The following is a 25387-nucleotide window of genomic DNA, read 5'->3' on the forward strand; positions in this document are numbered from 1 at the left end:
GATGTTTGAAATAGTCGTCGGAACGAACAATGCCAAGAAGTTGGTTGAACTGCGTCTGCTGTTGCCCGAGGATTCCATTCGGCTGTTAACGCTTGCGGAAATCCCTGGCTCGATCGATGTGGAAGAGAGCGGGGAAACGTTTGCCGAAAATGCTGCGATCAAAGCGACCGAGCAGGCAAAGCATTTGGGCCAGTGGGTCTTGGCGGAAGACAGCGGATTGACGGTCGACGCGCTCGGCGGACAACCCGGCGTTTATTCCGCTCGCTATGCAGGAGCTCACGGCGACGACGAAGCAAACAACGACAAATTGCTCGCCGAGTTGCAGGGCGTCCCTGACGAGCAGCGGTCCGCTTATTTCAATAGCTACCTGTGCTTGTCGGATCCGGCGGGCAAGGTAGTGCTCGAGTCGCATGCTCGCTGTGCGGGACGCATCGCGCATGCTCGGCAAGGCAAGGCCGGTTTCGGCTACGACCCTTTGTTTATCATCCGCGAATATCATCGCACGTTTGGTGATCTCGACTTAACGGTCAAACGTGCAATCAGTCACCGCTCGCGGGCGCTGAGAAAATTGGTTCCGCAGCTATTGAAGCTGTGTGTTTAGAAAACGAAACAGGCTAGAAGCCTGTGTTACCGTTATTCCACGATTAGCATTCTTGCCAACCAACTTTTAGACAAACCGCCATCTGGCTCAGGCGAGGCGAATCCAAAATACTGTGCCGCAGACGAAGCAGCTTGAATGCCGCTGATGACGGCTCCTTCCATCGTCGATGGCCATCCGGTTGCCGTCCAATCACCTGCGAGCGATAGCCACGGCAATCGCTCGCAACGCGAGCAAGGGCGGATCGCTTCGACGTCGGGGCGAATCGAAAAAACGGAAAAGGGGTCCGTCACGATGCGAGAGTGTTCTAGCCGTGCTTGCTTTGCAATCGGAAAGTGTCCCCCCAATTCCGAGATCACTTGATCGATCATCTCGTCTTTGCTCAACTCGCTGATTGAATAGGCTCCGCTGATGACGACTTGGTAATAGTGATTTCTCGAGTCATTGCTGGTTCCTTCGAATGGTTGCCGAAAAACCCACTGGGCCAACCCGCCAATCAAAACGGCATGGGCAGACGTCATGATCGGCCGATCAAACCAAAGATGGATGCCGGTGATCGGTGAAGAGGGGATGCTACGAATCGAATCGAGATTTGGAATGGCTTCGCTGATACCCGACGCATCGACGAGTCGACCGAATGCGTGCCAGGGGACCGCACTGATAATTGCATCCGCTTTGATCAATTCGCCTGCCAGAGTTTCGACGCCGACAAGCAGCGGTCCCTCGGTGACGATTCGCTTTACCGCAGACTGCGAGCGAAAATGGATGCCAGTCGCTTCGATCGCCTTGACCAAGTCGCAACCCAACCATTCGGACAAAGGTCGCTGTGGCACGAGGACATCGGAGGCTCCTTTGGCAGCCGCGAAACCATCGACGAAAACCTTGCGTGCTGCGGCCATCGACGCATGGTCACAGGTGTCCCCCAAAGCACTGACGAGAATAACACTCCAAAAATCACGGATCGCATCGGCGGATTGGTTCTGCTGCTCGAGCCAATCGAGTGCGGTGACCGACTGCAGACGTTTCGTTGGGGTGCGGAACAAACGTCGCATGGCCGAACGAATTTGCTTTTTCGCTGAACAGCTAAGGTAGCGTTGCTGGCCAATCACTTTGGCCAGATGCAGCGGAGCGGGTAAAAAACGCGATGGCGAAAACTCACTGACTGGAAAAGCGGGGTGATAAAACTGCAGTCGTTCGTAACGGTTCATGGACCGCTCCAAACCACAGCGTGACAACAGGCCGAGTAGGTTGGTGCAACATCCCATTGCGACATGTTGGCAATAATCGACGGCGTTTCCTGTTAGCGTATCGGTAAACGATCCGGCGCGGCCGCCAGCGATCCGCTTGGCTTCGAAGAGGGTGATCTTGATGCCGCTGCGGTCGACCCGAGCGAGTGTTTCGGCAGCGGAAAGGCCTGCTAATCCGGCGCCGATGATCACGACATGCCTAGTACTCATCTTGTTTGTATTTCGATCGGCGGGACCGGCATCCGGCGAAACCGCATCGGCAAAAAATGCTGAACGCCCAAGCCGAGTCGGTCGACGGCGGACAAGCAAATTCGCCGCGAAACGACCGCGGATGGATTCTCTTCGATTCGGGTCAATAGTCGTCGATACGTTCGCCACATCATGCTAAACATCGGTCGCCCATCGTCACTAAGCGAATCCCAAACCCCCCAACCGGAGTTGAATAGTTTTTTCGCTCGTTGAATTTCGTCTTGGATTAAACACAGCAAGCGATCATCGGCTCGCGGATGCAAAAGATCGTCTTCACACAATCCATGTTGCTGGTAATGTTGCCTGGGCAGATAGATCCGTCCGCGGCGCGCGTCCTCGGCAATATCGCGAAGTACATTGGTCATTTGGAAAGCCAAACCGCAATCGATCGCCGCCTCGGTTGGCAGCGGTTCATTGAACTCCCAAATATGTAGGCACGCCAAGCCGACAGCTGATGCAACGAGGTAACAGTAATGCTCGAGTTGCTCGTAGGTATCGAACCGCGTTTTTTGTTGGTCCGCTAAAACGCCATCAATGATTTCCAGGAGGTAGCGGGAAGGGATCTGGTAACGCGCAGCTGCGTGTCGGATGGCTGGTAGAACCGCGTTTGCTTTCGCTGGCAGCACCTCCATCCACTGAGACCCCTTGGCGTCGGGCAAGTCGGGGAGCGTGATAGTTTGCGATTCGGAATCGCCCATCAGATTCAGCGCCGTAGTATGTCGCCACCAATCAAGCCAGCGAGTTCGTAATGCAGTCGGCTCACCGCAATCGCCCACATCGTCGGTAATCCGAGCGAATGCATAGAGTGCAACCATCGCGTCACGTTTTGGCGGAGGCAGCAGCCAAAACGAGCGGTAGAAATTGCTACCACTTTGGCGAGAAATGCGGCGTGCAAAGCGATAGCTGGCAGCGACGGATTGATCGGCGTTCATAATGTAGGAGGATAGCCGTAAGGCTAGTCCTTTGTCACCGCTTGATTTTGGGCTTGGCCAAAGAGTGACTGGGGCATCTTGCCGCAGTAAGCTGCGACTGGAAGTCACAGCCACAAAAGATGCTTACCCTCATTCTTTGTTGCGACCAAGCACTTGCCTACCAAAAATGCTTCAGCACCAAACGTATTTGCGTTCTTTTGCTAACCGTTGGCCGTTGTTTCAAGACATCGAAATCGATTTTTCGAATCGCAGAGATCGTTGCCAGGCCGCCGCCGATGAACAGGCTCAAATTTCGGCCCAGCCACTTAGGCACCCGAGATATGATCGTTTGTCCATCCAAGAAATACTGTTCGGCCCGGTTGCATTCGCTGACAAGCAGTTGCCGTAGCGGTGCCACGGTCGTGGGCAACCGGAGCATCGCATCGTCGACGCCGAACCGCTCCATTTGGTCATTGGGCAAGTAAACTCGGCCGATAGCAAAATCGCGAGCAACATCTTGCCAGAAATTCACTAATTGTAGGCCTGTACAGATTTTATCGGAAAACGCCACGTTTTCGTCGCTGGCGGCATCCGCAAGTCGCAAGACGATTCGGCCAACTGGATTCGCACTTCGTTGACAATAACATAGAAGTTCTTCAAAATCGCGAAAACGTGTTTCGAGTTGGTCTTGGCGAAAAGCGCAGAGCAAGTCATTGAACGGTTGTTGATCGAGATGAAAGTCCTCGACGGTTTGGTGCAGAGCAGGAAACAGCCCACCCGGCGGATGGCCGGCGAAGGTGGCATCGAGTGAAGTTTGAAATTGAGCGAGCTGCTTCAAGGCTGATTCGGGTGAATCGGACTCATCGGCCAGATCATCAGCGGTGCGGCAAAAAGCGTAGACATTCACAAACGGTTGGCGGTAACGACGCGGCAGCAGCAAGCGGCTGACAAGGAAGTTTTCGTAATGCGAATTGGCAATCTTTCGGCATAGCTTCTCCGAGTTCGCAAGGTCGCCCGAAACGGTCATAGGGGACGCTGTTTTGGTTGGCAAAGGTTTACGACGAAACCAAGAGTTTAAACAATTGGCAATGAAAAGAGTACGCGACTTATGAAAATCATCTTAGCGGCACCTCGAGGATTTTGTGCCGGGGTTCACATGGCGATCGATTCGCTTCGTTTGACCCTGCAAAAGTTTGGGCCACCGGTCTATGTTTACCACGAAATCGTCCACAACAAGTATGTCGTTGACTTTTTCCGCGACAAGGGTGCCGTGTTTGTGGAAAGCATCGAAGAGGTCCCCGAGGGCAGCGTGCTGCTGTTTTCCGCACACGGTGTCTCACCTGAAACCCGCCAAGCAGCCAAAGCCAGAAATCTCAATGCCCTCGATGCCACATGCCCGCTGGTGACGAAGGTTCACCTCGAAGCGATCAAGTACGCCAAAGCAGGTTACACGATCTTTCTAATTGGCCATGAAGGACATGACGAAGTGATCGGCACGATGGGCGAGGCACCGGAAGCGATCCTCTTGATCGAAGACGAGGATGACGTTGACGCCATCGAAGTTGCTGATGATACAAAACTTGCCTTTTTGACTCAGACCACCTTGAGTGTTGACGATGCAACGCGGATTATCCAGAAATTGCGGCAGCGGTTTCCGAACATTCAAAGTCCGCCAAAAGGCGATATTTGCTATGCAACCCAAAACCGCCAAGAAGCGGTTAGCAAACTATCAAGTCATGCAGATGTGATTGTTGTTCTGGGTAGCCAAAACAGCAGCAATAGCCAACGGCTCCGCCAACTCGGTGGGGCGAACGACAAACCAGCCTTCCTTGTCGACGGCCCAAGTGATTTAGACAAAGACTTTTTCAAAGATGCTCAAACGGTATTGATCACGGCCGGCGCAAGTGCGCCCGAATCGGTCGTGCAAGCAACCATCGATTGGTTGGTGGAAAGGTTTGATGCGACGGTCGAGGTCCACGAAGTACGTGAGGAGAATGTCGAGTTTCCACTGCCGAAGCCACTAAGAGCATTTGCTGATGAAGTGCGCAAGGCGACTTCGCCGTAAGGACACGTGGCCTAGGCTTCCAGCCTGGGGGGCGTCCCCAGCCTGGGAAGCCTAGGCCACGTGTGTCGCGGCGAAGCGACCTGAAGCAATTCAAGTTTGAAATCCCTAAATGGAGTGTGCATAAAAATGTCTGCGAAAGAACAACATCGTCAAAAAAAACTTGCCAAGAAGCGTTCGAAAGAGATCGCCAATCGCAAACGACAAGCACGCGAAAAGAATGCGATGCAGTCGCTTGCGGGGCAGATGCAGGCAGCGGGGCGAGGCGCGATCGATCGTTGCTTTATCAGCGAAGACGCGCTTGGCAATACCGGCATCGGATCGGTTCTAATCAGCCGCTTCTTGCCCGACGGTCGGGTCGGCTGCGTTCGCTTTTTGATCGACTCCTTTTGCCTAGGTGTCAAAGATGTTCACGGGTTTAGTGTCTACCCAGGAAACTTTTCCGAAATCCTTGAGAGGTTTGGCGAAAATGAATCCTTGACTCCTTGTGCCCCCGAGAAGGCCAAAAAGTTCGTGGAGTCGGCGATCGAGTATGCGGCTAAGTTTGATCTGCATCCTGTACCGGACTACAAGAAAGTCGAGGCGATTTGGACTGGGATTGATTCGAGTAAGTGCCTCGATACGTTCGAGTTTGGTGGCGAAAATGGCAAACCGTGTTACACGGTGGGTCCCGCCGATTCACAGCGGTTCCAGCAGAAGGTGCTTGATAAACTATGGGCAACCGCTGGCGAAGGCAACTTTGATTTCGTCATGAATATCGGTGGACGGCAGATCCCAATGCCAGATGCTGTCAGCGTTGACGAGCTGAACGGGGAAGATGGCGGCTGGATGGACGATCCAGAATTGGATGTCGACATTGACGACGATGTCGAATTCGATCCCAACACGGTCGAAGGACGCGTGGTGGCGCAAGACCAATAACAAGACCACTAAATTTTCTTGGGAACCTCTTCCCACGAAGCGCACCCAAACCGGATGGTGTCGGCGTTTTCGTCGATCACCGCAGGGTCCCATCCGGCTCTTGCTTCTTGCTTCTTGCTTCGTGTTTCGTGCTCTTCACGAACGAAAAACTGGCCCGTGGATAAAAATGGTGCTCTTACCCTAAGAGTATTTTTTTGGCGGTCATCGCCCAGGGAATGCTTGTATATGCGGTTTACCCGCATCATAATCGAAAGATTCCCTATTTTCCGCAATATCGCGATTATCCCGTTTTCCTCGCTTTCCGGGTCTAAACCACATGACAATCCGAAACAGCCGTCTTCGTACAAAAGCTCGCCGCGAGCGTCGTCAATCTTGGTTCCGCACGGTCCGCCTGGAAAGTCTCGAAGAACGGCGATTGCTCGCCTATGTCCCCTTGGCGGAAGAGCAAGGTGTATTTGTTGAGCAGGGGGGCGCGTCGACGAACGGTGGGCAAATCACCAATGTCTCGCCCGACAATCGAGTCACCGGAGCGATCGAATCGGTTGTCGCTCATCCAACCAATCCTGACATCCTTTACGCCGGAACGATCAATGGCGGGGTTTGGAAAACGATGAATGCCACCGCAGCCAACCCGTCTTGGGTGGCGCAAACCGATGCGATGGATTCGCTATCGATCGGTGCGATCGAATTTGACTCCGATGACATCTTCGCTCCTGGGCCTGATCCGTACCAAACCTTGGTCGCTGGCACCGGAAATTATAGTAGTTTTGGTGGGGCTGGTGGTTCGATCGGTTTGGTCTACGTGACCCGCGATGGCGGTGACACTTGGATCAATCCGGGCGGTAACGGCAGCATTGTTGGGGAGCGGATTTCTGGGATCGCCTCGAAAGACGACGCCAACATCATTGTTGCGACTTCGCAAAGTGGTGGCATTCACCGAAGCATTGACGGCGGCGTGAATTTCAATCTCGTCACCGCAGGTGTTCCTGGTGACGGACGATTTAGCGATTTGTTTATCGACCAAAGCACCGAGGATCGGCTCTACGCATCCGCGATGGGTGATGGGATCTATCGATCGGATGATTTTGGTGAAACGTGGCAGATTATTTCGAATGTCTATGCTGAACTCGAAAGGATGCTTCAAGATTCGAGCACCGACAACATTGAAATGGTCGTTCATCCCGATACCGGGCGTCTGTTTGTCGGTGTGGTTCAAGGAGGCCAAGTGGCGGGTCTCTTCTATACCACGACTGGCGACACGGAATATCCGAGGTGGGGGCGAATGGACACCCCTATTCTGCCTGTTGCAGCAGGGAAATCGATTACGGGTGCGAGCAGTTCAACCCCCATTCGAATTACGGTAGCGAACCATGGCTTAGCGAATAATGACTCGGATTGGGTTTTAATTCGCGATGTCCAGGGGAACACGGCAGCCAACGGTCAATGGCGAATCAACGTCCTTGACAATAACACCTTCGAGCTGATCGGGTCGACTGGCAACTTTGACTATACCGCCAATACGGGTGAAATGATTCCGATTGTCAACCCAAGCCCCAAATACAAGGACACGACGGAACCCGGCAGCCAAGGCCGTATCCACTTTTCAATTGGCATTGACCCCAACGATCATGACATCGTTTACGTCGGTGGCGATCGCCAAGAGGTTCCCTTCCCCAACGCGATTGGTGCCAACGGATACACGGGATCCCTTTTCCGCGGCGATATTAAAATCGATCGTGATCCTCTGGAGGTTCCTTCCCCCCAGTGGGATCACTTGACCGATGACTCCCTTGCTTTTGACCCTGAAGGTGGCACGGCCAATGGCAGTGCCCCTCATGCCGATTCACGCGACATGGCGTTCGATGCAAATGGTGACATGATCGAAGTCAATGACGGCGGTATCTATCGCCGGACCAGTCCGCAAGACAACACGGGAGTTTGGGAGTCGTTAGCGGGCGATCTCGGAGCGATGGAATACCACAGTATTGGTTACGATTCGGTTTCTGACGTGATTGTCGGTGGTGCCCAAGACAACGGCACGCAGTATCAATTGGTGCCTGACCAATTGCAATGGCAAGTGATGTCGGGTGGCGATGGGGGAGATATTGCGATCGACTCGGTAAGTCTTGCCGCCCAAGGGCAATCGGTCCGCTACAGCAGTTCGCAAAACTTAGGCGGATTTCGTCGCACGGTTTGGGATGCGGACAACAATCAGGTGAGCGCCAGTTCCCCAGGTTTGATTGTCACCGAAGGTGATAAATTTAAGCCCAAATTCGTCACACCGATCACCATCAACAATGTTAACCCGGTGCGGATGCTCTTTGGCGGCTCGAATGGGGTTTTCGAATCGGTCAACTCGGGCAATTCGCTTGTTCAAACATCGGTGTTTAATACGAGCGCGATGGATTATGGTGGCCGATCGGACGTCCACGGCGACAACCCGTTTGTGATCTATGCGGGCGATTCTCTTGGAAACGTCTACGTTCGGACCGAAGCGGCTGCCGAGTTCGTTTCCAACGTCGATCTGGGCGGCTCGGTTCAAAGTGTCAAGATGAATCCCAATGAATGGACCGAAGCCGTTGCAATCGATACCAATTCGGTTTCCTGGACCACAACCGCTGGCGATGTTTGGACCGACATTACTGGGGATCTCGGTTCGCTCGGTGCCACCGTCTACCGATCCCTTGAATATGTTTCGGGCGTCTTCGATGGCTTGGCGCTCGGTACAAACGCAGGCGTCTTTGGCATGACATTTGACGCGGTGGGTGAGTGGTTCCAATTTGGCAGCAATCTGCCAAACGTCCCTGTTTATGATATGGATTACGATGCCGCCGACGACGTACTCATCTTGGGCACGCTCGGACGCGGTGCTTGGAAGATGGAGCAAGTCAGCGAGTTCTTGGCTCCAGGCATAACGATTGACGTCGACCAAACCGTTCTGGCCGAAGATGGGGTCAGTCAAGCAATCGTGACGGCAAACATTACGCGAGCGGTAGCCTACGATGTCACCGTCAACTTGTCACTCACCGGTACCGCAACCTTGGCTGCCAACGCGGTCTTCCCCGAACCGACCGACTACATTGAAAGCGGGTTGCAGTTGGTGATCCCCGCAAATTCATTGTCGAGCAGCGGTTCGGTCACTTTGACAACGCTCGCGGATGACTTCGAAGAACCGGACGAAACGATTTGGGTCGATATCGATTCCGTCGTTGTCCCAGACCCGCTTCTGGCCGTTTCTGCGGCCGCTCGCGAAGATCAAGGGCAGACGGTTACGATCACCAATGACGATGTGGAACCGGTCGTCACGGTGACAACGCTTGCCACGACCGATGTGTTGGAAACAGGCGGTACAACCACGATCACCGCGACGCTCGATAAGTTGTCACTCGAACCTGTCATCGTCACCTTGGTTGCCTCGGCCGCCGTTGGGGATGCGGTTTACAATACCGAATACGAATTGTCCGATGGACTCCAAATTGTTATCCCCGCTGGACAAATTTCACAAACGGAAACCATCTCGGCATTGCCAGATGTCCTTGACGAATTTGACGAACCGTTCACGCTGACGGTCGATTCGGTGACCGAAGCAACGCTCTCTTCGGCAACGGAGTTTACCTATCGAATTCTCGATGATGACGATCCGCCGGTTGTCACGTTGGATCCCGGTGACCAAACGATCGCTGAAGCCGCAGGCATCGCAACGATCACCGCGACGCTCGATGCGGTGTCCGCAAAAGATGTCACGGTCTTCGTGGAAGTCCGCAATACGCCCTCGCTGCCATCATCCACCGCAATATTGACCGATGATTACACCACGTCGTTGCTTCAAATCGATATCGCGGCCGGTGATTTGACCGGTTCGGTCACCGTGACGGCCGTACAAGACGCAATCGACGAAGCCGACGAAACGGTAGTGTTGGGCATCGCTTCGGCGGACAATGCGACCTTCGATCCTGCACTTGTGTCGACGGTGACGATCACCGATGACGACGACGCACCGTCGGTAACCTTGATTTCGAATCAAACCGAAATTGCCGAAGCGGGTGGTTCGGTGAGGTTCACCGCAAATCTATCCGAAGTCTCTGGTTTGCCCGTGACGGTCAACTTGGTTTCGGTTGGCGATGCGACGAATGGGGACGACTTCACCGCACCTTCCCTGACGATCACGATTCCAGCCGGTTCGGTGCGCGGGTCCGTTTTGGTTTCAGCCGTCAACGATTCGATCGATGAAGTCGATGAGACGATTCTGTTGGAAATCGATTCCTTGATCAATGCTCAAGAGTTCGCTCCGGAGTCTGCGAGTGCGTTCATTGTTGACGATGATCTACCGCCCACGGTTGAATTGGAGTTCACCGATGTCTCGATCAACGAAGCCGATGGGCCTAGCGTCTTAACGGCAACGTTGTCGGAAGTTTCCGCGAAGGACGTCACGATCGAGATACTCGTTGGTGGAACGGCAAACAATTTGCTTGATTACTGGGTCGACACGAGAACGATCGTCATTCCGGCTGGCCAATCCATGGCCGCGCTCACTTTCAACATTGTCGAAGACAATATCCAGGAAGCTGACGAAACGATTGTGACGACGATTGCGAGTTTGCTGAACGCCACGGCATCGCCAACCGAATCGGCGACGCTGACTCTTTTGAATGATGATGCTCCACCGGAAGTCTTCCTGTTTGCAAACCCGTTAGCGATTAGCGAAGGCGATTCGACCGTCGTGACCGCCTACTTGAGTACTCAATCCGGTTTACCGGTAACGCTGTCGTTTGTTACGACAGGCACTGCGACCGAATTGACCGACTACACGACGAATCGAAAGACGATCACGATCCAACCGGGGGTCACTTCGGCTAACCTTACCATTAGCGCCAGCGACGACTTTTTCGACGAACCAGTGGAAACCGTCGTTGTTACGCTCGACAGCGTCACCAATGGAATCTTGGTCGGGCCGGGTGCCCTTGATATTGAAATCCTTGACGACGATGAACCGCCGGCGGTTTCGATTCAGTTTGAAAACAATGCGATCTCGGAAAACAACGGATCGACGGACCTTGTCGTTTCGCTTTCGCAGCCATCCGGTTTTGATGTCACCGTCCAATTAGACGTCCAGGTCGATGGCATGGGTGGTTCGCCCTACTACACCGGATTGACTCAGCAAATCATCATTCCGGCGGGACAGCAAATCGCTCGTACCCCGATCACAGCCATCGATGACATTTTTGATGAGAACAACACTGTCATTGACGTTTCCATTGCATCGCTGCTACAAGCGGTCCCCGGATCGTTCACAACGGCCTCACTTGTCATCGTCGACGATGATGCGACTCCAAATGTCTCGCTTTCGGTCGATCAGCCGACGATCGTTGAAGCGAATGGTTCGGCGGAAGTGACCGCAGCGTTGTCCGCGCCGTCGCTGTTTGACGTGACGATTGATCTAGGCGTAACGGGAACGGCCGCGACGACGGACTACCGTATCGATGGAACTCAAATCACAATTCCTGCCGGGCAAACGACAGGCCTCGTAACGATCGATTCGGTGGATGATACGATCTTCGAACTGGATGAGACAGTCATTGTCGATATCGTGGGCGTTACCAATGCCGTCGAAGGATCGCCCCAGCAAATCACGACGACGATCGTCAATGATGATTCGTCACCAAGCGTTTCATTATCAATCGCCGATACGAATCTGATTGAGCAAACGGGATCGACCACGATTACCGCAACGCTGTCGGCGATCTCGTCGCTTGATGTGACAATCACCTTGGCGGTGGGTGGAACCGCTTCAGCGACGGATTTCAATCCAATCGCGACCACCATCCTGATCCCCGCTGGGCGTTTGTCCGGTTTCGTTCCGTTGTCCACGATCGATGATGCCATCGATGAGCTTGATGAAACCGTGATCGTCTCGATTGACACGGTAACCGGCGGCATCGAGAACGGGCCCCAATCGGTAACGGCAAACATTGTGGATGATGATGCCCCACCCGTCATCAGCGTTGATTTCGATCCCGCTTCGATAGACGAAGGAGACCAACCGGCTGTGCTAACGGCGCGATTAAGCGGTGTTTCATCGAAAGATGTCACCGCGACGATATTGATATCCGGAACGGCTGTGCTTGATACCGATTTCGCTTCGTCGTCGATAAGTGGTTCGACGATCGATGTCATGATTCCAGCGGGTACTTTGTCAGCGGCGTTCGATTTTAGTTCGATGGAAGATGCGATCGATGAAAACGATGAAACCGTGATCGCCACCGTTCAATCCGCGACGAATGCGTCTTGGGGATCGACGTTGCCGGCAACGCTGACGATCGTGGACAACGATCCGCAGCCGACCGTGACGTTGGCACTTGATCCAATTTCGATTGACGAAAATGGTGGTACGGCGACTTATACAGCAACGTTATCGGAAGCGTCGAGCTTGGACGTAACCATTGTGCCGTCGATACTCACCACGGCCTCCGCGAGCGACTATGCATTGTCGAGCACTCAAATTTTGATTGCTGCAGGTGAGACCTCGGGCACGATAACGATTGCTGCCGTCGAGGATGCGTTGTACGAGCGTGATGAAGTGCTCACAATCTCGCCAGGCCAAATCAGCAATGCGAGTGTGGGTAGGGACCAGGACGTGACCTTGACGATTCTCGATAACGACCTCTTCCCAACCTTGTCGATCGCTGCCACTTCCGCAAGCGTTGTTGAGGGAGCTACAAATCTGATCTCGGCGACCCTCGATGCGCCCGCGGGAGTCGACATGACCGTCAACTTTGCGCTCGGGGGTACGGCGAGCGAAGGTTTTGACTACCAAGCGTCGAGCAAACAAATCATCATTCCTGCGGGATCGACAACGGCGTCAATGGAGATTGCCACGATCGACGATGCCGTCAACGAGATTGAACAATCGGTCACCATCGATGCGACGGCGACCGATGGCGTCATCGTAGGCGAAAAAGCGAGTACGAGCTTCGTTATCGGCGACAATGATTTGCCTCCGGTCGCTAACGTAAACTCGAATTTCTTTGTTGTCGATGAAGTCGCAGGGCAAGCTGTTTTTGAGATCCACCTGTCTCAGCTTTCGGAGCGAGACATTACCTTCAGCTTGACGCCAAGCGGAGCGATTGCTGAAGGAGCCGATTACACATTGTCGCAACCCACCATCACAATCCCAGCTGGCTCTTTAACGGGTGATGTACAAATCGATTCGGTTGACGATGAAGTGTTTGAAGGCGACGAGGTCGGGGCGATTCGAGTCGCCGCAAGCGATGCCGATACGGTAACGTTCCAAAATCAATCGATCACATTGACCATTGTCGACAACGAAACGGCACCGACATTATCGCTCAGCGTCGACCATGCATCGATTCCTGAAACCGGCGGCGTCTCAACATTGACCGCCACCTTGTCAGGACCTGCCCAAAGCGAAATCGTGGTCGCACTTGATTTTGTAGGCCAAGGCGAAACCACAAACGATGACTTCAGTGCCGCATCGAATCAAATTGTCATCCCCCGTGGGCAATTGTCAGGAACCTTGGTTCTGTCGGCTACCGACGATACCGCTGTCGAACAAGATGGCTCCGTCAACGTTAACGTGAAGAGTGTTTCTCGGAACTTGGCAATCCGTCCCGAGCAGTTGAGCATAACGATTCTCGACGACGACGATGGGCGACTCGTTGTCACATCGACGTCGACGCCTGTGATTGTCAATGAACGGGGCACAACGGCGGAGTTGCAAGTTCAATTGTCGGCGGCTCCCCAGAGCGATGTGGTCGTTTCGGTCGAGAGTGACGATACGGGCGAAGTCGTTGTGTCACCTTCGGTCATCCGTTTCACCCCTGCGAATTGGAACACCCCTCAAGCCGTGGTCGCAACCGGTCAACCCGACTTGCTCACCGACGCAAACGTGGCTGCGGATATTTCATTCTCGGTGCGTGAAGCCGACTCCGACCCTGGCTTTGCCGGTCTTGGCACGACGGTGGTCGAGGTTGTCAACCAAAACGTCAGCTTCAGTCATTTGACCGTGAGTGTGCAAGCTGACCAATTGGTTGTCAGTGACGACGCTAGCGGGCAAGTTTTGGATTCACGGCCAAGCAACAGTACAGATCGATTGCGTATCGATCTCGGCGGTGGCGCGAAGACACTTACGATTGGCGATCTAGGTCGACTGCGAAATACCATCGACATCGATGCTCAAAATGATGATACGATTAATTTTGGCGATGGTTGGACAGCAGATACACCAAAGTTCATTGTCGGCGTCTTTACTCATGTTCTGCTCCGCGACGATGCCGTTTTGCAGTTGCACAACGAAAAACCGAACACCAATCCGTATAATCGCCATGACACCAATCGCGATGGCACTGTCACGCCAAGCGATTCGTTGGTCGTCATCAACGCACTTGGTGCTGGATTGGGTGGCCCGGTTAGCGATCCACAACCGAGTGATCCACCCCATTCGTTTTACATGGACGTCAGCGGTGATGGACAAATTTCGCCTCTGGATGCCGTCATGGTCATCAACGACATCAATGACCCCCATAGCGGTGACGGTAACGCGGTGCCATCGGGGCTCTCGGGGCCGTCGGGGCTCTCGGGGCCGTCGGGCGAGCAACTGATTTTGCTTGCGAGCCGGAATGCGGAAGGTGAAGCGAACGCCAGCGACGTGGTCAGTACATTGGCAAACAGTACATTGGCAAATGAGCCTCTATCGACGCTTCGATCCGCGAGCTCGCCTAGCGATTTCGCCACGCAATCGGCTTCGGCGGATCAAGCGATCCTTGATTGGCAAGTGGACGAAGAAGCGAGCGCAGAAGAATCGCTCGAATCCTTGGTCGAGTTGTTGGGGGGAGTCGCCTCACGTTCCTCGTGATGCGTGAAGGTCTCGTCCACGACGACCAACCCTGATTTCTTGGCTCTTCAGAAGAATTTGTGGGTGAAAAGGAAGTTGCGGAAGTTATGAAGTTATTTTGGGGCATGCAGTCGCGATACCCATTGCCACTCTTGCTCGACTCCCTCGATGCCTCGGAGCAAGAAACGCCGCCGATCGAAGATCACCTTGAGGACCGCGAACGGTGTTTCGCCGAAATGACGGCGGCGACGGTATGCGATCTTGGACTCCTCCTTCGGCCTGTGGGTCGATGGGGCAACTTTCCACGGATCGAAGGGATCACGTCACCGGCAGCGGATGTTTTCGGGCTCCGGGCTAGCCCTGCTGAGGAGCAACTTACTTAGGGACAACGGGGTCAGGGAGGGAAGAATGTCTTGCTTGGCCTTGATAAAACGGCTTGTTTTGCTGGGGTTTATTTTTGAACGTCCGATTGCTGATGCACCGAAAACATCCTTTTTGCCCTGCGGTGCCTGAAAAACCTACCCTTCGGTATTTGGGATGGATGAATCAAACCACGGGTTCTTCGGTCGAGCCTGATTTTCAATCTGGACAAAACGCGAGGCCCTGAATCAATTCGCTAGCATTGCAGGCGTCTCTCCACGACACGGAATTGAACGGTTCGAGAGACGGCACGGCACGGATTCTTGAGTTTTTTTGGGGAACGGAGCCTTTTCTCTTGTTCCTAGCACGTAATAATGAGTACAACTGCGTCAAATTGTCACTTTTCTTGGCGGGCAGATTGAAGGTGAGGACATTTGTTGTAAGAGTCACACCTTCGTGGCCCGTTTAAAGTTAACCCTTTAGAGTCTTTTTGGAGAACAACTACATGTCACGTTTGTTTTACGGATCAATGTTCGCTTTTGCTTTGGTTGCCACCCCTTCGATCGCCGGGGATACTGCTGCGACTGCGGCCGAATCCTGCCCGACGAAAGCATGCTGCTCGGAAGCTCAATGCAGTGCAGATGCTAGCAGCTGCTCTGCAGAAGACGGTGCCTTGGTAGAGTGCACTACAGAGGTCGATTCATTGAAGGAAGGCGACGCACTTGCGGCTTTCCACGTCACGAAAATTGCCGGTGCCGCCGATGACGGTGTCGATCAGGGGCAAGAGCTTTGCTACCGCTGCCGTTACGGCTCACGGCCAATGGTTTTGGTTTTTGCTCGCGATACCGGAGGCAGCTTGCCTGAATTCCTGAAGCAATTGGATTCGGCGGTCGCGGATCACGAAGACGCAAAGTTGAAGGGCCTGGTCACGCTCTTGGGCGACGATTCGGATGCACTCAAGGCAAATGCTGAGAAATTGGCAGAAACCGCTTCGTCCAAACACGTACCGGTGGTCATTGCCAAAGAGACCAAAACGGGTCCAGCAAAATACAAATTGTCATCGGACGCGGCCATCACCGTTGTTGTCGCGAAAGACAGCAAAGTGGTAAGCTCGAAAACCTTCGCAGCCGACCAAATTGATGTTGCAAGCGTTATGAGTGACGTTGCAGGAATGCTGAACTAATTGCCAGTGTTCCAGCTAATTTGATCAACGGATGAAGCCGATCTCTAAGGAGTCGGCTTTTTTTGTTGTTTTATGACGATTATCCGTTTTGGTCTAATCGTAACGGTAAATCAGGCCGATACAGATTGGTAGATAGAATGCCCTATTGAGCATCCATCGATTTTTTGCAGAGTGATCCTTGACGCCCGCGACGACACGGCTTAGACTCTCCAGGAGCGTTTAAGTTGAAATAGACAAAGGGTTTACATCGACCACACAAGCACCAAGTCGTGGTGTGATTTAGGGAGTCAGTCGTGACCAAGAAGGATATCGTGCGAACGATCTCGGAAGAGGTTGGGCTGACCCAGCAGCAGACGAAAGCGATTGTACAGAAGACATTCGATGCAATCATTGAGTGTTTAGTACGCGAACGACGGATTGAACTGCGGAACTTCGGCGTGTTCGAAGTGAAACCGCGAGCGGCACGCAAGGCGAGGAACCCCCGGACTGGAGAGCAGGTCGAGGTACCGAGCAAGCATGTTGTAACGTTCAAGCCGGGAAAGTTCATGGAAGCCAAGGTGCGTGACTTGGATGAGTCGCCACCACCCACTAGTGAATTAAAACAAACCCCAAGCCGTCCACCAAATAACCCGACATTCGATGCCCCTAGCGGTCATTGGAACGAGGATTAAGGTTGGCCTAGACCGTTCATGGAGGAACGATCGATGCGAAAATTGTCACGAAAATCATCGCTACGAAAGTCATTGCGACGAGTCGTGCAATTGACCATTTTGGCGTCTGCGATCACCAGTAGCGTCGGATGCTTTGTCCCGATCTACTCGGCTCGCCCGGAACGCCGAGTCCAACAATTGCTGTACACCTCTGAAGACCTCCGAGCGATGGTTGCCGAATGGGAACGTTTCTGGTTTCTTGATTCGCCAAGTCACCTGACACCGATTCGTACGCATGGTGGAATCATGTAGCGAATCGTTCGTAATGGCAACCACCCAAGGCAACGGAATCGTCAAGGCCCCGATTCGATCGCAGACCTCAATCCGGTCGATTCCATTTCCTTCAAGGTGCTGCAGACACGATCGCTGATTTTTCCCGAAATTCTCTCAATCAGCGCAAAAAAATGACCTAGGTTTGAAGGAACTGTCTTCGAACTCTTCGATTGTCATTTGCCATGTCTGCTGCTCCGATTCCGTGGAAACACGTTCGCAATATCCTCGTCATCTTTGCGCCCCTTTGGTTGGGCGCAGCGATGGTGTTTGGTTTCTTTGGCGTATGCTATGGCTTGTTTCGTAGCGAAGTGTACTCGGCTCGTTTGCCGCTACTGGTGCGTAGCGAAGCGTCAACGAGCATGGTCGGCTTGGGACGGTTCAATAGCCAGACGGAAATGAAGGCAGCGCAAGAAACGATTTTAGAGATGACTCAAAGTCCAGAAGTCGTTGGCGGAGCCCTTCAGCAAGTGGGGCCACCGAGCGGCAAACCGGATGTCCATTGGCCGTCGACAACCGTCATTGATGCGGTTTCGGACAGCGGCGTCAACCTGTTGGCACCTCAAGGCTCGGAGTTCGGCAATTCCGAAGTCGTCTACTTGCAAGTGAAAGCGGAGAATCAAGAACGAGCATTCGTTTTTTGCAATGCCATGTTCGACAACTTGGCGAAACACCTGCGAACCATTCGGCACATTCGAGCCGACAGTGTGATTGGCGAACTCACCGACGCTAGGGATTTGGCAGCGGCGAATCTGAACGAAGCGGCGGCTCGCATGCAACAGCTGGAAATGCAATTCCCGACCGACCTCGGTGAATTAAGAAATCTCAGCGAAGCGATTGCCAGCGAAGGAACCAACCGCCGGACTCTCGAAACCACAGAACATGAGTTGCAAACGGCTGAGTTAGAGCTGAATAAGCTACTGGCACTTCACCAGTTGATGGTCGCAGGCTCCAAGAACCCCAATCATTTGCTCGTCAGTGGCAGCGACCTATTGACGCTTCAGCCTTCGCTGTTGCGACTAAAAGATGGTTTGATTGACGCTCAAATCATCAGCAGCCGATTGGCTGCTAGCCGAACGGAGGAACACCCTTCGGTCATCCAAGCCCGCTCGACGGAAAAACAAATTCGTCGGCGAATGCAAGACGAGGCCACGTCAGTGGTCGAAGCGATGAAACCGCTTTTAAACATGGAACAGGCGCGTGTGGCAAAATTGTCACAAAAGCGAGATGAGCTGAAGGAACGGCTCGAAGCATTAGCAAATGTTCGTACCGAGTATGCGAAAGTCGATGCGGAAGTATCGCATCGAACAACGCTTCTGGAAGAAGCACAGCGGGCTTTGGCCGAGGCCCACGCAAGTCGCAAGGCGGCCTTGTCGACCGACTTGGTGGCCAAACTCGGGCCACCACAAGTATCCGACCATCCACTCGGCCCCGGTGGAACCATCATTGCCATCGGTTCGACTGCCGCAGGATTGATGTTTGGCCTCGGAGCGGTCTTTCTGATTGCACCGGGACCGAATGACACGGGCCGTGGTCGCCGCTGGACCGACTTTTTGCATGCTGGAGGCCGCCGGACTTCCGACCGACTCAACCCCCTCCTGAATCCGGAGGTGAATCCCGCGATGGCCGCCACTCCAAGCACCGACCGCCGTCGTCAGCATCGCTGAGTCAATCGCTGAGGTCAATCGCTCAATACCGCTTCCCCCCACAAACTTGGGTCTTCGATCACCGGATACTCAGGCCCAAGGGAAAACGTTTGCCAGCCCAACTCTCGATCGACCACCGCATAGTAAAAACCGATACGTGGCTGATCCGATGGATCGAATCCGGTCAGACAGCTGGCCGGTGCAAAGCCGGACAATTGATAGCCGTCATGACGGGGAGCGGCAGCGATTTTTAGCGAATCCGCTCGAATCGGCTTCGGGTTCGCGCGGGCTCGATTGATCGGGATAAGCGCAGCGACGGGATGTTCACGCTGCGGTCCGCCGCCAGCAGGCATCCATAAAAACCGATGGCAAAACTGGGTCGCCCGATGAATCCCAGGGCTTGAGCGCGTATCGACCCAAAGATGAAAGCCGTCACTGTCGTCAAGCCGTGAATCACGACACCAAGGCAATTGCCGCTTTCGAGCCACGCTGACCTGGACCCCGATTCCGGTCTCGTTCCATGCCATGCGAACATCCGCGTACGCAGCTTGTTCGGACAAAACGCCAAACGAAGGCAAGCGGCACGATTCGGGTAGACTCAGCCCTTTGCTCGTCCACGGCATCTCCTGGCGATACAAGCGGATTTCGAAACGAAACAGGAATGAGGGATCAATCAGCGACGATGGTTTGGTTTCGCTCAAAGTTTGCGGTCTCTGCGGAGGGAATCGGATAATCTTAAGGACGTCATAAAATAGAACATTCGCCTTTGACGGACCTGATCGATGAAAGTCACTTTTCTGACGCCCTCCAACTCAGGCCCTCCAACTCAGGCCCAAGCAACTCAGGCCCAAACAACAAAATTATCCTCTTTTGAGCCGTTCGGGAAAGGGTATCGACGTCCTTTCCCGCTATAATTGACCAGACATGTTACCCAGACTCCTTTTGCCTCTCCAAACACGGATCCTTCCTTGCGTTTTCTCTACCGGAATAAGCTAGCATTCTCAGTATTTTTGTTTCTTTCATGCGTTAATTCTCCATCCCAGGTCTGGGCTGGCGTTGTTGCCGAAAACGTCATTGTGGTGGTCAATGCCCACTCCGAAGATTCTCGCACTTTGGCAAATCATTACTGCGAACTCCGAAGGATCCCGACTGGCAACGTGATCTATTTGGAAGATGTCCCGAAAGCGCTGACGATCAACTTGGACGAGTTTAAGTCCAAAATCCTCACTCCCATTTTGCAGACTCTCGACAAACGTCGTTTGGCCGCGCAGACGAAAGTGATTGCCTATTCGGCTGGATTTCCGACCTCGGTAAAGATCAATGAGCATACGGAGCGGATAACCGATTCGGGCATCAAACAATACCAAAAGCCAGTCGCATCGTTGACGGGCTTGACGTTTTTCTACCGCTACATATTGGCGGACGAAGAGGGTTATTTGGGATGGGAATCGAACCTCTACGCACGCGGGAATTTTGAGCGTACTTTCCGCAACCCGTTTGCTGGTGAAGACGGCGAAGCCTTCGACAAAGCGATCGCCGAACTGCAATCCGACAACGCGAAAGAATCGGGCGAGACACTTAAAAAACTATACGAAGAGCATCCAACATTGAGCGCTGTGGCAATCAAAGCCGCAGAAGCGTTCTCCGCAGCGGAACAGATCGATGCAGCAGAGGAAATGCTCGAGGCCGCGATTCATTCCGGTTGGAATTACGAGCGGTACATCAAAGAAACCAAATCGTTATCACGGCTGATGTCCAACCAGCGGATCGCTGCGGGGGTGGATTCGATGAAGAATGCACCATTGGGGATGCAGGAGCCGCTCGGTTTTTCGAGCTTGAAAGGATGGTTGCCATCCGGCGAAGCGGTCCCTGCGAAGCAGTCGGGCATAACGTATTTGCTGAGTTGTATGCTTGGCACGGTTCATCCTAACGCCAGCACGATCAATCGGGCGGTTGACGTTTTGCAGCGATCGGCAACCGCTGACCGAACGTTTCCCAAGGGGCAATTCATGTTTTCGATGACGAGCGATGTGCGCACGAAAACGCGATTGCCGGGGATCGCTAATGCAATGGTCTATCTATCGAGTCTCGGGCAAGACGCAAAGATTTTGCATGGCAAGCTGCCAAAGGGCAGTGAAACGATCAGTGGGCTAATGCTGGGCACCGCTTCATTCGATTTAGTGGCAACACGATGGAAATTTGTTCCCGGTGCGATCGCTGATAACTTGACAAGCTATGGTGGCCGCTACGAAACCGCCTCGCAAACCAAGCTGAATGAACTACTGCATGCCGGAGCGGCAATGAGCAGCGGAGCGGTGATGGAACCCTTTTCGTTGCAATTTAAGTTTCCCAACCCGATCATGTACGGCTACTACGCCGACGGAGTGACCGCGATCGAAGCGTTCTACTTGTCGATCACATCGCCATATCAAACTTTGATTGTCGGCGATCCGCTGTGCCAACCGTTTGCCCGTCCTCCTCGAAACAACGTCGAGATGTCGATCGCATCGAGGGTCGATGCGAATGGGAAATTGGCCAACAACGTCCAGATTCGTCGTCGCATTTTAGAAACGGATGCTCCGACGACCGAGCCTCATCATGCCGAGATCTTTCTCAATGGGCGAATGGCTCGGGTGACACCTGCGATGGAAAAGTACAACTTGACATTTCCCGAGCAGTATTCGGGTGTCATGCAAGTGACGTTCGTTTTAGTCGGTAAGGACCCAACGGAGCCAGCGATCCGATACTCTCAATCGTTTGACGTTCCTGGTTTCTGGAAAGGCCCGAGAATCGAAGCCAGAATCAATCATCCCGAAAAAGGAAAAATGACGATAGCGGGTGAATCGGAAGGCGCTAGTTCGATCGAGATCACTGTACTCGGCCGACCGGTCGGCACGATCGAAGGCAGTCGAGGAGCGACAACGATCGAGATGAAAGACCTAGGCGAGGGGCCACTTCGCGTACAGGGGATTGCCAAATTCACCAATGACGAAGGCCAGTTGACAGCAATGGTTGCCGGAGAGCAATTTATCATTGCCACAGCCGAGTAAGCGAGACGACGCCCAAAGCGACGTAAAAAACGACCAAAAATGTCTGAAAACAGGGAATTCGGAACCCTCTTGTACGCTCCATCGCATCCACTCTCGCACTACGGCGGTTTTCGGGTTACACTTTTGCGAGTTTATCAATTGAATCCGATCCGTTGTCCCATCAAATAAGAGCTATCTCAATATGGCAGGCATTGAACGCACTCGTGAAATCCGTCGTCGTCGCACCCGTCGCAAAAAGACCCGCAATCTGCTTGATCGTGCCAAGAAAGGGACGATGGAAAAGAGCGAGGTAATCCGAAAATTACGCAAAATGACCCCTGGTTCGGAAATCATCATCGAGCGAGAAGGGCTGAAGGGTTAGTCAGAGCGTGCCCCTATACGACGAGTGCTTTGTTCTCCTCCCCACCTCAACGTTAGAAGATTTTCCGGTCGGGATTCCTGAATCCGACGCTCGTAGCTTGTTGGCGGCTTGGACGGTGCTTTGGCATCCGCAGCTGATCGCTGGCTCCGCAGCGATGCCAACTTGGTATCGGGCGGACGAGCCACCGTCGGCTAAAGACACCTCGGTAACGGAGCACACGAAATCGGACTCGCCCGTCAAACCGCGAGTCATCGCGGTGCCGCAGTCGAGCTTGTCGATGTTGCCGGATGATTACGAGCAAGCCAACGCGGATAGCGATTCGGTCCTTTGGATTACCGGCCCTTCGCGAACCGAGATGCTCGATCGAATACCGCTCGATGATCGGTACAACCATCGTCCGCTGCAAGCGAAGCATCGGACGATCGGTATCGAAGACTTCTTTGCATTAGGTTACGCTTACCTGCAAGTCCAAGTGCTGACGCGGCGACTTCGGTACACCAGCAACTTGGATCAAATCTACTTTGAGTCGTGCGTGCTACAGGCAGCCGAGGCTTTCACCGGAAGGGCGAAAGCGGACGACAGCGACTGCGAAGCGATGTCGCCCGCTGCGGATGCCGCCGCTGCCGCCTTGCACGACGCTTTCGATTGCTTGGCACAAGAACGCGATCATTTTTTTGCATCCGATCCTCATTTGATCGAGCTAACTCTGTTGTCGGCATCGACTCTCGATACCTTTCTCGACCACTTGCCGAGCGCTGGCAAACCGTCAGAGTTGGAAGGGGTTTTGCCGACTCCTGGGAACGTGCTGATCGATGCGGGCGTTGCCGAGAATCTGCGCGTCGCCGACCCCGAAAAACGAGCAGCACTACGAGCATGTTTTGAAAACAAATCACTCGGATGGGCTGGCGGTGGCCCAACCAGCGATGTTTCACTCTCAACGAAAACGTATACCGATGCCCAGCGGCACATTCTCCAAGCGTTCGAAGAGACCTCCGCTGCGGTAGAAATCGCTCCTCCCGTCTATGCTCGCTACAGCGGTTCAACGCCACGCGATTTCGTCAGCACGATCGCTTCGCTGGGCGTTTCGGGAATGATCTCGAACGATTTCGAAAATGCGACAGGATTCGCCGACGAAGCCAAAGTCGTGCAAAGCATTGCTGGCGTGGACCTGCAAACGCTCGCCGCGAAACCGATCGATGCTTCGAGCGAAGTCGCTTTCCTGGATCTCATGGCTGATCTGGGCCAATCGATCGATCGCGGCGAAATCGCAGCGGCGTTAATGGTTCATTGGCCGGGGACCGAAGGCGATACCTTCCAACTCGTCCAACGTACCGCTTCGTGGAGTTTGGTACTCGGACGCATGTGGACGCTTGACGATTTTTTTCGGCATGGCGAACAACCCTATCACCACAACGACAAGCTTTCCACCAGCGAGCGTGCCGATTTGACCTTGAAGGATCAAGTGGCCGCTGGCGAAGCGAACCCGCTTTCGGCGATTATCGCGCAAACGCGCCGTGCCATTGTAGAACAAAACGCCGCCAACTTGCGGGCACTAGTGACCTTGGCAAACGGCAAGGAAATCGGTGCCGTTTCAAGTGCCGCAGATCACACGAAAGAACCCAGCGTCGCGAATCCAAAATCGGATTGCCTGCGGACGGTGGGATTAACACCTGCATCCGGCAACTCGAACATTTGCTTGTTCAACCCGACCTCCGCAGCCCGCCGCATCAATGTCGAAATGGACGGCACCCCTCATGCGGATAAGCATGTCTACGCCGCGAGCGGTCATGGCAAGCAATCGATTGTGACCGCCGACGTTTCCGCTTTTGGGTTCTCGGTCATTCGAAACCAAGACGCTGGATCTTCGCCGGCCCGCTCGTTAAAAAAACGGCTTGGTGACGTTTTCTCATTTGGTTCTGCCGCTGCAATTCGAAAGCCAATCGCCGTCGAACATCTGCTTCAAAATGCGTTTATGGAAGTTGCGATCGATGCGCAATCGGGCGGCATAAAAGGCGTTTACTGCGGCCAAGCACGCGGCAATCGTTTTTCACTTCGGCTGGTCTCTGAAATCGCTGGAACGCCGAAAAAAGATAAAAACACGATCGTGATGAAGGCCGATACTGTCGAGACAAAAGTATCGCGGCCTGACTTGGGGGTTATCGAATCTTCAGGCTCGTTAGTCGATGCCGCCGGCGAAAGACTCGCTAATTTTGTACTGGCTTATCAACTTCAACGGGGCAGTCGGGTTTTGGAAGTTTCTGTAAAACTTGAACCGCTTCGCAACGACTTTGGTAAACAGGATCCCTGGAAGAACTATATCGCACTCCGCACAGCCGTCGCCTCCGAAGCGATGATGCCGCGATTGATTTTGCGAGATAAAATCCAGAAGCCATCGCGACGTTCGATGGTATCGCCGCTGGGCGTTATCCTAGACGAATCGGAACGGCAAACCCTGGTCGCCTCTGCTGGCTTAGCCTATCACCGCCGCGTCGATGATCGCTTTCTCGATACGCTCCTGTTCGTCCAAGGTGAAACACAAAGGGAGTACAAGATTCATTATGGATTCGATGTCAAGAATCCTGTTTCCGTCGCACGCAGTGTTTTCGAGGACCCCATCACGGCAACTGTCGAATCGGTCGATGCCAACGTTTCACGTGGCTGGCTCATTCATGTTGCTCCCAAAGAGGTGCTGCTGACGGACCTACGAGCGTGGACCGATTCGAGCGGAACACTGTTTGCGTTGGTGCGATTGATTCAAACAAAACCACGAAAAATCACGTCAGCCCTTCGGTTTTGCAGGCCAGTCAAACGGGCAATTAAAATACAGCATGGCAGCTTCGAACCTCTGCAGGATCCGATGCAAGCGTTTGCAAACAAGTCGGAGAATGATTTATTAGCGGTCGACAATGATTGTGTCAAACTCGAATTGCGATCCCATGAAGTCGCCGATTGTTTGATCGAGTTTTAG

The 25387-nt window shown here is 53.6% G+C and carries 16 protein-coding genes; 12 read left to right on the forward strand and 4 right to left on the reverse strand.

The window, feature by feature from the left end; translation table 11 throughout:
- The first annotated feature begins 1 nt into the window (after position 1).
- Complete coding sequence (gene rdgB, locus Q31b_RS13680) at positions 2-601, forward strand: RdgB/HAM1 family non-canonical purine NTP pyrophosphatase (protein ID WP_146600241.1); 600 nt, start codon at positions 2-4, stop codon at positions 599-601.
- Between the two features lie 32 nt (positions 602-633).
- Here rdgB and hpnE read toward each other — a convergent pair whose 3' ends face one another.
- From hpnE to hpnC, 3 genes are all read right to left on the reverse strand, one after another.
- Positions 634-2055: a hydroxysqualene dehydroxylase HpnE gene (hpnE, locus tag Q31b_RS13685; RefSeq protein ID WP_146600242.1), complete on the reverse strand. Its 1422-nt coding sequence runs from the start codon at positions 2053-2055 to the stop codon at positions 634-636.
- Positions 2052-3026: a phytoene/squalene synthase family protein gene (locus Q31b_RS13690; protein WP_146600243.1), complete on the reverse strand. Its 975-nt coding sequence runs from the start codon at positions 3024-3026 to the stop codon at positions 2052-2054. Before Q31b_RS13690 ends, hpnE begins: the two co-directional genes overlap by 4 nt.
- Before the next feature lie 157 nt (positions 3027-3183).
- Positions 3184-4056, reverse strand: coding sequence for a squalene synthase HpnC (hpnC, locus tag Q31b_RS13695; protein WP_231617559.1), 873 nt, complete (start codon positions 4054-4056; stop codon positions 3184-3186).
- 57 nt (positions 4057-4113) lie between these two features.
- Here hpnC and ispH point away from each other — a divergent pair, with 57 nt between their 5' ends.
- The 8 genes from ispH to Q31b_RS13735 all read left to right on the forward strand — a co-directional run bounded on the left by ispH (position 4114) and on the right by Q31b_RS13735 (position 19029).
- The gene (gene ispH / locus Q31b_RS13700; protein WP_146600244.1) at positions 4114-5070 is read left to right on the forward strand and encodes a 4-hydroxy-3-methylbut-2-enyl diphosphate reductase; all 957 of its coding nucleotides are present in this window, start codon (positions 4114-4116) and stop codon (positions 5068-5070) included.
- A gap of 126 nt (positions 5071-5196) precedes the next feature.
- Positions 5197-5988 carry a hypothetical protein gene (locus Q31b_RS13705; protein WP_146600245.1) on the forward strand — a complete coding sequence of 264 codons (792 nt, stop codon included), beginning with the start codon at positions 5197-5199 and terminating at the stop codon, positions 5986-5988.
- Between the two features lie 316 nt (positions 5989-6304).
- Positions 6305-14860: a Calx-beta domain-containing protein gene (locus tag Q31b_RS13710; RefSeq protein ID WP_146600246.1), complete on the forward strand. Its 8556-nt coding sequence runs from the start codon at positions 6305-6307 to the stop codon at positions 14858-14860.
- An 86-nt stretch (positions 14861-14946) separates the two neighbouring features.
- Complete coding sequence (locus Q31b_RS13715; RefSeq protein WP_146600247.1) at positions 14947-15222, forward strand: hypothetical protein; 276 nt, start codon at positions 14947-14949, stop codon at positions 15220-15222.
- 482 nt (positions 15223-15704) lie between these two features.
- Positions 15705-16382, forward strand: a complete 678-nt coding sequence (locus tag Q31b_RS13720; protein ID WP_146600248.1) for a hypothetical protein — start codon at positions 15705-15707, stop codon at positions 16380-16382.
- Between the two features lie 293 nt (positions 16383-16675).
- A complete protein-coding gene (locus Q31b_RS13725; protein WP_146600249.1) occupies positions 16676-17053 on the forward strand; it encodes an HU family DNA-binding protein in 378 nt (125 codons plus the stop codon).
- A gap of 33 nt (positions 17054-17086) precedes the next feature.
- Positions 17087-17344: a hypothetical protein gene (locus Q31b_RS13730; RefSeq protein ID WP_231617560.1), complete on the forward strand. Its 258-nt coding sequence runs from the start codon at positions 17087-17089 to the stop codon at positions 17342-17344.
- Positions 17345-17547: 203 nt separating this feature from the next.
- Positions 17548-19029: a hypothetical protein gene (locus Q31b_RS13735; protein WP_146600250.1), complete on the forward strand. Its 1482-nt coding sequence runs from the start codon at positions 17548-17550 to the stop codon at positions 19027-19029.
- 14 nt (positions 19030-19043) lie between these two features.
- On the opposite strand, the gene Q31b_RS13740 is transcribed toward Q31b_RS13735, so the two are convergent.
- Positions 19044-19709 (reverse strand): hypothetical protein, encoded by a 666-nt coding sequence (locus tag Q31b_RS13740; protein ID WP_231617561.1) that lies wholly within the window; start codon positions 19707-19709, stop codon positions 19044-19046.
- A 267-nt stretch (positions 19710-19976) separates the two neighbouring features.
- Here Q31b_RS13740 and Q31b_RS13745 point away from each other — a divergent pair, with 267 nt between their 5' ends.
- The 3 genes from Q31b_RS13745 to Q31b_RS13755 all read left to right on the forward strand — a co-directional run bounded on the left by Q31b_RS13745 (position 19977) and on the right by Q31b_RS13755 (position 25387).
- On the forward strand, positions 19977-22058 hold the full coding sequence (locus tag Q31b_RS13745) for a hypothetical protein (RefSeq protein ID WP_197171507.1): 2082 nt from the start codon (positions 19977-19979) through the stop codon (positions 22056-22058).
- A gap of 181 nt (positions 22059-22239) precedes the next feature.
- The gene (locus Q31b_RS13750; protein WP_146600252.1) at positions 22240-22419 is read left to right on the forward strand and encodes a DUF6800 family protein; all 180 of its coding nucleotides are present in this window, start codon (positions 22240-22242) and stop codon (positions 22417-22419) included.
- Between the two features lie 7 nt (positions 22420-22426).
- Positions 22427-25387 carry a hypothetical protein gene (locus tag Q31b_RS13755; RefSeq protein WP_146600253.1) on the forward strand — a complete coding sequence of 987 codons (2961 nt, stop codon included), beginning with the start codon at positions 22427-22429 and terminating at the stop codon, positions 25385-25387.

It is taken from the genome of Novipirellula aureliae (genome assembly GCF_007860185.1).
GTDB lineage: Bacteria > Planctomycetota > Planctomycetia > Pirellulales > Pirellulaceae > Novipirellula_A > Novipirellula_A aureliae.